We start from the raw sequence: 9,019 nt of genomic DNA, 5'->3' as shown, positions 1-9,019 counted from the left end.
GGGTAAAGGAGGAGGGTCGGACAGCAGCTCGCCCCAGTCGGTGCGTTGTTCCATCTGCCGACGGGTGGCCGGGTCGATCCGGGCCTGGGCGCTGTACCAACCGCCGCCCAGGGCTCTGTACAAGGCAATCAGGTTACTCACCGCATCGCCACGGCTGAGCAGGTAACTGTCCTGCACCTCGAGCAGGGCGCGCTGGGCATCGAGCACCCGCTGAAAGTCGGAATAACCTTCGCGATACAAGGTGCTGGCCAGCTCCAGCGAGCGTTTCGCTGCAGCCTCGGCTTCGCGCAGGATGCGTTCGCGCTGCAAGGATCGGGTCAGGCCACTGGCGGCATCGTCCGCCTCGCGGGCCGCCTGGCGCACCTTGTCGCGGTAGGCCTCGATCAGCTGTTGCAGCCGCGCATCCTGCACCCGCACGTTGTTGCTGATGCGGCCATGGTCGAACACATTCCAGCGCAGGCTCGGGCCACCAATCAGGTCGAGGCTGCGGGAGGTGCCGCTCAAGGTATCGGCGGACCAGACAATGCTGCCGAGCAAGGTCAGTGACGGGTAGAAATCGGTCTCGGCCACGCCGATCAAGGCAGACTGCGCGGCGACGTTCAGCTCGGCAGCGCGCACATCAGGCCGGCGCAGCAGCAGGTTGGCCGGCACGTCCTGCAACACCGCGCGGTCGACCAGCGGAATCAATCCGCTGGCCTCGATCACCATGGGCAAGGCCCCCGGCGGCTGGCCGATCAATACCGCCAGTGCATTGCGCAGGCGCACCACTTGATCCTCAAGGCCGGGAATGCTGCTCAACGTCGCCAGGTATTGGGTCTTGGCTTGCTGAAGGTCCAGCTCGGGGGTCTGGCCGCTCCTGAACAGCTTTTCGGTGATGTCGTAATTGCGCTTTTGCTGTCGGGCGTTTTCATGGGCCACCCGCAGACGGGCCTGGGTGGTGCGCAGGGAAAAATAATTGTCGGCCACCTGCGCGCGCAGCAGCACCAGGGCATCCTCATAGTTGGCCTCGGCGGCGAAATAGCTGGCATCCGAGGCCTCGATGGCACGGCTGAAGCGGCCCCAGAAATCCAGCTCCCAGCCGACATCGAACCCGGCGCTGTGCTGCCAGAAATGGCTGTCGATCGGGTTGGCCCCGCCGGATTGATTGCGGTTGACGTACAGGCTGTCGGCGCTGACTTGCTGCAGTTGCGGGTAGCGGCCGCTCTGGGCGATGCCCAACTGCGCCCGGGCTTCCATGACCCGCAGGCCGGCGATCCGCAGGCTGGAATTGTTGGCGTCGGCTTGGGCGATCAGTTGGTTCAGCGTCGGATCAGCAAAGATTTGCCACCATTGCCGAATGTCCGGTTGCAGGTCTCGCTGGCTGGCCTGGTCGAGGTTCGCGCTGTTCCAGTGATCGACCCAGGGTTGGCCAGGGGGTTGAAAGTCCGGTCCCAGCCGCACGCAACCGCCCAGGGCAAGCGCTGCAAACAACAGACACCGGTTGATACCTGGGCGCATTGCGCATGTCCGACCTGGGAGTATCACAGCAGCATAGTCGCGATCTGCTGCACCCTGTAGCAGCTGACGAAGCCCGTGACGAGGGAGCATGCTCCCGTTGGACTGCGCAGCAGTCCCCTGATTTGTCCGGAGAGGGGGCCGCTACGCGCCCCGACGGGAGCAAGCTCCCTCGCCACGGATTCGTCAGGGGCGTTTCGGTAGCCAGCTACGTAAAAACGCCGCCACTGTTTTAAAAACGACCTGTTTGCGCTGAACGCGAACCTTCATCAGTTTTCTGTTGAACGAGTGTTCAGCTTGGACTATGTTCGTTCTCACCTTCTCTCCCGGCTGGTTGCGGGCTTGCGTTTCTTCTATTCGAACGAGGCACTGGCATGCGGTTTTCACCCTTTGTTGAGCGGATCTCAGGTCAAGGCGTGGCTGCCTGGGATATTCACTATGCGGCTTTTGATGCGCGTCGCCGGGGGGAGGATGTGATCATTCTCAGCGTCGGTGATCCGGATTTTCCGACACCTGATTTCATCACCGAGGCCGCCATCGAGGCCCTGCGCGAAGGGGACACCCACTACACGGAAATTGCTGGCCGCCTGGCGCTGCGCGAAGCCATCGCCAATCGTTACGGCAAGCTGTTCGGCCGCGAGCTGCAGGCAGAAAACGTGATCACCGTGGCCGGGGCGCAGAACGCCTTGTTCACCGCCTCGATGTGCCTGCTCAGTGCCGGCGACGAGGTGATCGCGCTCGACCCGATGTACGTCACCTACGAAGCGACCCTGAAAGCCTCGGGCGCCACCCTGGTGCGGGTGCCGTGCTCGGCGGACGATGATTTCCGTGTCGATGCCGCCGTATTGGCCAAGGCCATCACCGCGCGCACCAAAGCGATTTTTCTGTCCAATCCGAACAACCCCACTGGCGTCGTGCTCAACCGCGAGGAACTGCAAGCCATCGCCGACCTGGCCATCGCCCACGACCTGTGGGTGGTGGTCGACGAAGTCTATGAAAGCCTGACCTTCGAGCGCGAGCACCTGAGCCTGGCGGCGCTGCCGGGCATGGCCGAACGTTGTGTGGTGATCGGCAGCCTGTCCAAATCCCACGCCATGACCGGTTGGCGCATCGGCTGGATCGTTGCTGACAAAACACTGGTCGCTCACGCCGAAACCCTGGTGTTGAGCATGCTCTACGGCTTGCCGGGTTTCTGCATGGAAGCCGCGCTCAAGGCCGTGCAGTCCCACGACGAAGTGACCCACGGCATGCGCGACATCTATCGCCGCCGTCGCGACCTGGTGGTGGCAGGGCTCTCGGATTGCCCGGCCATCAGCGTGCTCAAGCCCGATGCCGGCATGTTCGTGCTGGTGGACGTGCGTGCCACGGGCCTTACATCTCTGGAATTCGCCTGGCGCCTGTTGCGTGAAGCGCGGGTGTCGGTGCTCGATGCCGCCGCCTTCGGTGAACCGGCCCAGGGCTTTGTGCGCCTGTCATTCACCCTGGGTGAAGAGCGCCTGACCGAGGCCTGCCAGCGCATTCGTGATTTTGTCCGGGTGCTCAGTGGTGAAGCGCCACGCCCGGTGATCAGCCGTGTGACGTGCGAAGCCACCGCCGCACCCGCTGCATGCCGGACCATGATCGAGGTCGACAGCCTGCACAAACGCTTCGGCAACATCGAAGTGCTCAAGGGGGTCTCGCTGACCGCCCGCGAAGGTGAAGTGATTTCGCTGATCGGCGCCAGCGGCTCGGGCAAAAGTACCTTGCTGCGCTGCATCAACATGCTCGAAGTGCCGGACCAGGGACGCATTCTGGTGGACGGCGAAAGCATTCACCTGAACCAGACCCGCCCAGGACTGCCGCTGGTGTCCGACGCCAAGCAGCTGGTGCGTATCCGTTCGAGCCTGGGCATGGTGTTCCAGAACTTCAACCTGTGGCCCCATCGCACGGTGTTGGAAAACCTGATCGAAGCGCCGACCCAGGTCCTGCGCGAAACCAAGGCAGAGGCCACCGAACGTGCCGAAGCCTTGCTGGAACGCGTTGGGCTGGCCGCCAAACGCAACGAATACCCGGCGTTTCTGTCCGGGGGACAACAGCAACGGGTGGCCATCGCCCGGGCCCTGGCCATGCGGCCCAAGGTCATGCTGTTCGATGAACCCACCTCGGCACTCGACCCGGAACTGGTCGGTGAAGTGCTGCGGGTGATCCGCTCGCTCGCCGAAGAAGGCCGGACCATGATCCTGGTGACCCACGAAATGGCCTTCGCACGCGATGTTTCTTCCAAGGTCGCCTTTCTGCATCAGGGGCTGATCGAGGAAACCGGTACGCCGGACGATGTGTTCGTACACCCACGCAGCGAGCGTTGCCGGCAGTTCGTCAACGCTCATCAGACTCGCTAATAACATCATAAGAAGACGGGGCAACAATCATGGGAAATCGACGATTGGCAAACTGGATCACCGGCGTGGCCGCTGTAATGCTGGCCGGCATGAGCGCAGCGCAGGCACAACCGATCCGCTTCGCGGTGGCGGCCGAACCCTATCCGCCGTACACCGAGAAACAGGCCAACGGTGAGTGGAAGGGCTTCGAAGTGGACCTGATCCACAAGCTGTGCAGCGAAATGAAAGCCGAGTGCGAGATCAAGGAAGTGGCGTGGGACGGGATCATTCCGTCGCTGCTGGCCAAGAAGATCGACGTGATTTTCTCCTCGATGTCGGTGACCGAAGAGCGTGAGAAACAGATCGCCTTCAGCGACGCCTATTACGATTCTGCCATCGCGGTGGTCGGCCCCAAGGGCATGACCCTGAAAAAATTCCCCGATGACCTCAAGGGCAAGACCATCGGCGTACAGAACTCGACGGTCAGTGCCTCCTACCTCAAGGCCTACGGCGAAAAAATCGCCACGGTGAAGTATTACGACACCCAGGACTCCGTCAACGCCGACCTGATCGCTGGCCGCATCGACCTGCAAATGGCTGACGGCACGGCGATGGCCGCCTTCGTCAAGACCCCGGATGCCAAGGACCTGGCCTACCTCAGCAGCGTGCCCTACGACCCGCTGTTCGGCAAAGGTGTCGGCGCCGGCCTGCGCAAGGAAGACACAGAACTCAAGGCCAGGCTCGACAAGGCGATCAAAACCTTGCTGGCCAGCAAAGACTATGACGACCTGTCCCAGAGCTACTTCGGTATCAGCGTCAAACCAGCCTTCTGATCTGAACACAGAGCCCTCGCAGGAGCGAGGCTTGCCCGCGATGCTTTGGGCGGCCGTACGGGCCCCATCGCGGGCAAGCCTCGCTCCTACAGGGGGCAATGGTGCCGTCTTTACTGGAGACTCAAATGCCAACAATGTTCGAGATGATCGGTTTCAGCGAACAAGGATGGGGCGCTGCGTTGCTCAAGGGGCTGTGGATGACCCTGCAGATATCGGCCGGGGCCTTCGTGGTCGGGTTGATCGTGGGGCTGGTGGTGGCCTGCCTGAAACTGGGGGCGCCCAAGCCGGTCGCGGCGCTGGCCCGTGGCTACACTACGCTGTTTCGCGCCGTGCCCGAACTGTTGATGATCCTGCTGCTGTACTACGTCGGTTCCATGCTCCTCAACTCGTTGATGGAGTCGATGGGCTACGACGTGGTCAACGTCAGCGGGCCACTGGCGGCAATCCTGGTGTTGGGCCTGGTGCAGGGCGCCTACGCGTCGGAGATTTTTCGCGCGGCGATCCTGGCGATTCCCTATGGCCAGATCGAAGCGGCCAAGGCCTTCGGCCTGCACGGTTTCGGCCTGTTTCGCCGCGTCACGCTGCCGATCATGGCGCCTTACGCCATGGCGGGGATGGCCAACCTGTGGATCAACCTGATCAAGGACAGTGCCCTGATCAGCGTGGTCGGCACCAACGAGTTGCTCTACACCGCCAAGCAAGCGGCGGGTTCGACTCGTCAATACCTGTTGTTCTACCTCACCGCCGCCGCGCTCTATTACGTGGTGACGCTGGTGTCCAACTATCTGTCGGGACGGCTGGAGCGACGTATCCGTCGCTGGATGCCTGTTGTTGACTGAATCGGCAGAGTGAACGAAATGATTCCAGCCTGGACCGTTGAATACGCATCGCTGTTGGGTCGAGGATTGCTGACAACCCTCGAAATTCTGTTGATTTCCACTGTGTTCGGCTTCGTGTTGGCGGTGCTGGTGGCGCTGGCACGAATCTCGAAGAACACGCTCATCGCCAAGGTCAGCCTGTTCTACACCAGCGTGACGCGTGGCACGCCGTTGCTGATCCAGATCTATATCTTCTATTACGGCCTGGGCAGCCTGTTCGCGCAGTTCCCGCTGATCCGCGGCAGCTTCCTCTGGCCTTACCTGCGCGACGGCTACTGGTACATCGTGTTCGCTCTGGTGGTGTCGGTGGGGGCCTATGTCGGCGAAGTGATTCGCGGTGGCCTGCTGGCGGTGCCCAAGGGCGAAATGGAAGCGGCCTCGGCGTTCGGCATGACGCCGCGTCAGTCGCTGTTGCGGGTGCGTTTGCCCAGGGCTCTGCGCCTGCTGTTGCCGACCCTGGCCGGGGAAACGGTGATGCTGCTCAAGTCCACGGCGCTGGCCTCGACCATCGCGGTCGTCGACCTGTTGGGTGCGGCCAACGTGGTGCGTGCGCAAACCCTGCAAGTCTATGAGCCGCTGTTGCTGGTGGCCGGGGTCTATGTGTGCCTGACGTTCCTGATCGAGGCACTGTTCGCTTTTGCCGAACGCCGGGGAACCCCGGTGCGCAGGTCCGCCTGATGAACTCGCCACGGGTTGACCGTACGTTGCAAGGCATTGGCCTGTGCGTACTGGGCTACGCCTTTCTGGCCTTGCAGGATGCGGGCATCAAGTGGCTGGTGGACGGTTATTCGGTGTTCACGATCCTGTTCTGGCGCGCCGTCGTGGTGGTGGTCGCCGTGTTGCTGGCCGGGCGCCTGCCACTGGTACGGCGCGCGTGGCGCTCATCAAGCCGGCGCCTGCTGGTGGTGCGCGGCCTGCTGTCGATCGCCGCCTGGCTGCTGTATTACACGGCGGCCCGGGACCTGACCCTGGCGGAAATGACCACGCTGTATTTTTCCGCGCCGATCATGGTCACGGTGCTGGCGACGGTGTTTCTCAAGGAACGCGTGACCGGCTGGCAGTGGTTCGCGCTGATCCTGGGGTTTGTCGGGGTGGTGATTGCCTGTCGCCCCAGCAACATTGCCGATCCCTTGCCGATTGTCCTCACGCTGCTGGCGGCGATGTTCTGGGCGTTTACCTACATCCAGTTGCGCCAGGTGGATGACCAGACTTCGGTGCTGGAACAGATGCTGATCACCAACGTGGTGTTCGTGATCTGCATGGTGGTGGCATTGCCCTGGACCCACACGCCGGCACCTTTGCCTGCCTGGCTGGGGATGCTCGCTGCCGGGCTGATGGGCGGGGCCGGCCAGTTTCTGCTGTTCGCCAGTTTCCAGCGCGCTACCGCGACGGTGCTGGCGACGTTCGAATACACCGGGCTGATCTGGGCCTTCCTGCTGTCGAGCCTGATCTGGGGCACGCTGATGGATGTGTCACTGATGATCGGTGCCGGGCTGATCGCGGTCAGCGGCACCCTGGCGATGATCTTCGGCCGACATGCCTCACACGACGTCGTCGGTGCTGAATGCTCCGTGTCGCAGCCCCTTTATCCAGCAGCGACAGATGTGGAGGGCGTTGGCGGGGCTGAAGGTTTCGGGGTTCAGGCACCACTCGATCCAGAGGCCGTCGAGCATCGCCGATAGGCCGATCGCGGCCAGGCGAGTGTCGTGGATGGTGAAACCTTCGCTGGCGGCCAGGTCATCGAGCAGTGTGCGCAGCAGGTTGATGTAGGTGCCGTAGCTTTTTTCGTGGGACTGGCTGACGTGTTCGGAGTGGCGAATCAGGCTCCAGAACACCACCCAGGCGCCCAGCAGGTTGGGGTCCATGACCCGGGGGGAAAACGAACCGACCAGGAACGCATCCATTTTCTGCGCCGGGGTGCCGGCCTGCTCGATTTCGTGGAGCAGGGCAGTGGTCAGTTCACTGGCGAGTTTCTGATAGGTGTCGGCGATCAACGCATCGATGCTGCCGAAATGGTGATTGAGCAGGCCGACCGATACACCGGCCTCGGTGGCGATGCGTCGCACGGAAATCCCGGCGTGGCCGTCGCGAACCAGGCAACGCAGCGCCGCGGCAACCAGCGATTCGCGGCGTTCATCGGCTTCGGCTCTGCGGTTTTTCGGGGCAATGGCGGTCACGGGGGGCTCCTTGGGATGGTTCCACGTTGGCGAGCTTAGTTGAACAGACGTTCAATCACCAGCGAAGCCAGCAACATCTTGTAATGGGTTGCACACATTTTTTGCAGTGAAGAATTTATACGTCACCACAGGTATTCATTCGCTCCGGAGGGCAAACACATGGTCCAGGATGTTTCGTTCGACGTACTCGACAACAACGGCAACCCGGTACAGGTCGGGGCCTGGCGTTTCGCTGGGGAGGGGCAGGGGCTCAAGGTGCACCTGCAGGCCGGTGTGCACGCCGATGAAATCGCCGGGATGCTGGTCCTGCACCTATTGATGCAACGCCTGAAGGCGGCCCAGGCCCAGGGCCGGATCAAGGGCAGTGTGACGGTGGTACCGCAGGCCAACCCCTTCGGTATCGGGCAGTTTTGCCAGGGGCGGATCGTCGGGCGCTATCACGACGCGAGCGGGCAGAACTTCAACCGTGGGTTCGACCAGTCGGCCGCCAGGGAGCGTCCATCCACCAACGTCCAGCAATGGCAAAAGAAACTGGTGCAACTGGCCGCCCCGGCGGACGTGATGCTCGACCTGCACACCGATGACGAAGCGCTGCCGTACCTCTACGTCAACCGTGCCTTCTGGCCCCGTGGCCGCGATCTGGCGGCGGCGATGAAGATGGACGTGGCGATCATCTGGGACGACGGCGAGGACGGCTCGTTCGAAGAAACCATCATCGCCCCCTGGCTGCGCGACGGCAGCGCCGACCGGCACATGGCCGCGACCCTGGAACTGCGCGGGCAGGGCGACGTCAGCGATCGCCTCGCCGAGCAGGATGCCGAGGGACTGTATGCCTGGTTGTGTGCGTACGGCGTGATCGACGACGCGGTGACGCCGTCGGACTGGCCCGTCGAAGCTGTGGAAATGGGGCACATGGAAACCATCCTCGCGCCACAGCCTGGGGTGCTGATCTTCGAAAAAGAACTGGGCGATGTCGTCGAGCAAGGCCAACGCTTCGCACGGATCCTGCAACGCCCCGGCGACCCGGCTTCAGAAGTGGTGCTGCACGCCGAACAGACCGGACGCCTGGTCACCCGCTACCGCGATCGCCTGATTGGCCAGGGCATGGGCGTGGCCAAGTTCACCGGCACCCGCCAGTCGCGCAACTGGAGTGGCGGGTTGCTGGACCCGAACTGATTTCACCCTGTAGGAGCGAGCTCGCGATGAACCTGAGCGCGCCGCGGGGTATCAGGCTTTCCGCGTTATCGTTGACGACCATCGCGAGCATGCTCGCTCCTACA

Annotated in this window: 7 protein-coding genes and 1 pseudogene; 6 read left to right on the top strand and 2 right to left on the bottom strand. The window is 62.7% G+C overall.

What is annotated here, in order from left to right:
* Positions 1 to 1,497: efflux transporter outer membrane subunit (locus tag B0W55_RS27445; RefSeq protein ID WP_077049043.1), on the bottom strand; the 1,497-nt coding region annotated here is incomplete at its 3' end.
* A 371-nt stretch (positions 1,498 to 1,868) separates the two neighbouring features.
* Here B0W55_RS27445 and B0W55_RS31420 point away from each other — a divergent pair.
* The 5 genes from B0W55_RS31420 (at position 1,869) to B0W55_RS31330 (ending at position 7,244) form a co-directional block, all read left to right on the top strand.
* A complete protein-coding gene (locus tag B0W55_RS31420; protein ID WP_077049042.1) occupies positions 1,869 to 3,872 on the top strand; it encodes an aminotransferase class I/II-fold pyridoxal phosphate-dependent enzyme in 2,004 nt (667 codons plus the stop codon).
* A gap of 29 nt (positions 3,873 to 3,901) precedes the next feature.
* Positions 3,902 to 4,684: a transporter substrate-binding domain-containing protein gene (locus tag B0W55_RS27435; protein ID WP_077049041.1), complete on the top strand. Its 783-nt coding sequence runs from the start codon at positions 3,902 to 3,904 to the stop codon at positions 4,682 to 4,684.
* 125 nt (positions 4,685 to 4,809) lie between these two features.
* Complete coding sequence (locus B0W55_RS27430; RefSeq protein ID WP_077049040.1) at positions 4,810 to 5,523, top strand: ABC transporter permease; 714 nt, start codon at positions 4,810 to 4,812, stop codon at positions 5,521 to 5,523.
* Positions 5,524 to 5,541: 18 nt separating this feature from the next.
* Complete coding sequence (locus B0W55_RS27425; RefSeq protein WP_077049044.1) at positions 5,542 to 6,240, top strand: ABC transporter permease subunit; 699 nt, start codon at positions 5,542 to 5,544, stop codon at positions 6,238 to 6,240.
* On the top strand, positions 6,240 to 7,244 hold the full coding sequence (locus tag B0W55_RS31330) for a DMT family transporter (RefSeq protein ID WP_077049039.1): 1,005 nt from the start codon (positions 6,240 to 6,242) through the stop codon (positions 7,242 to 7,244). The genes B0W55_RS27425 and B0W55_RS31330 overlap by 1 nt, the downstream gene beginning before the upstream one ends.
* On the opposite strand, the pseudogene B0W55_RS27415 reads toward B0W55_RS31330, so the two are convergent.
* Positions 7,200 to 7,628: pseudogene (locus B0W55_RS27415) on the bottom strand (TetR family transcriptional regulator C-terminal domain-containing protein); the annotation flags it as partial. The gene B0W55_RS31330 and the pseudogene B0W55_RS27415 overlap by 45 nt on opposite strands.
* A 270-nt stretch (positions 7,629 to 7,898) precedes the next feature.
* Between B0W55_RS27415 and B0W55_RS27410 the strand changes: the two are divergent.
* Positions 7,899 to 8,915: a succinylglutamate desuccinylase/aspartoacylase family protein gene (locus B0W55_RS27410; protein WP_077049037.1), complete on the top strand. Its 1,017-nt coding sequence runs from the start codon at positions 7,899 to 7,901 to the stop codon at positions 8,913 to 8,915.
* Positions 8,916 to 9,019: the final 104 nt, after the last annotated feature.

Origin of the sequence: Pseudomonas sp. KK4 (assembly GCF_001984065.1) — a bacterium.
Classification (GTDB): domain Bacteria; phylum Pseudomonadota; class Gammaproteobacteria; order Pseudomonadales; family Pseudomonadaceae; genus Aquipseudomonas.
The sequence above is the reverse complement of the archived record's forward strand: the minus strand, read 5'-3'. Positions and strand labels throughout refer to the sequence as shown.